A 236-nucleotide genomic window follows, 5' to 3' on the forward strand; every position below is an offset into this window, starting at 1 on the left:
AGCTGTATTTCAGTTTGATGGATCTATTACACATCATAACGTAATTCAAGAGCTTCGCATGCCTAGAGCAATAGGGAGCGTAGTTGCAGGTGCCTTTTTAGCGGTATCAGGAGCAATTATGCAAGGCATGACGCGAAATCCACTTGCTTCACCATCGTTAATGGGAATTACAGATGGGGCTGTATTTGGAATTGCAATTATGTATGCATTTTTCCCTAATTCACCTTATTTAATGT

At 40.3% G+C, this 236-nt stretch carries 1 protein-coding gene; it reads left to right on the forward strand.

The annotated features are described in order from the left end of the window. Nucleotides 1-236: iron chelate uptake ABC transporter family permease subunit (locus tag SB717_RS39550; RefSeq protein WP_410908799.1), on the forward strand; the 236-nt coding region annotated here is incomplete at both ends.

This window comes from Priestia sp. SIMBA_032 (assembly GCF_046535215.1).
GTDB lineage: Bacteria > Bacillota > Bacilli > Bacillales > Bacillaceae_H > Priestia > Priestia aryabhattai.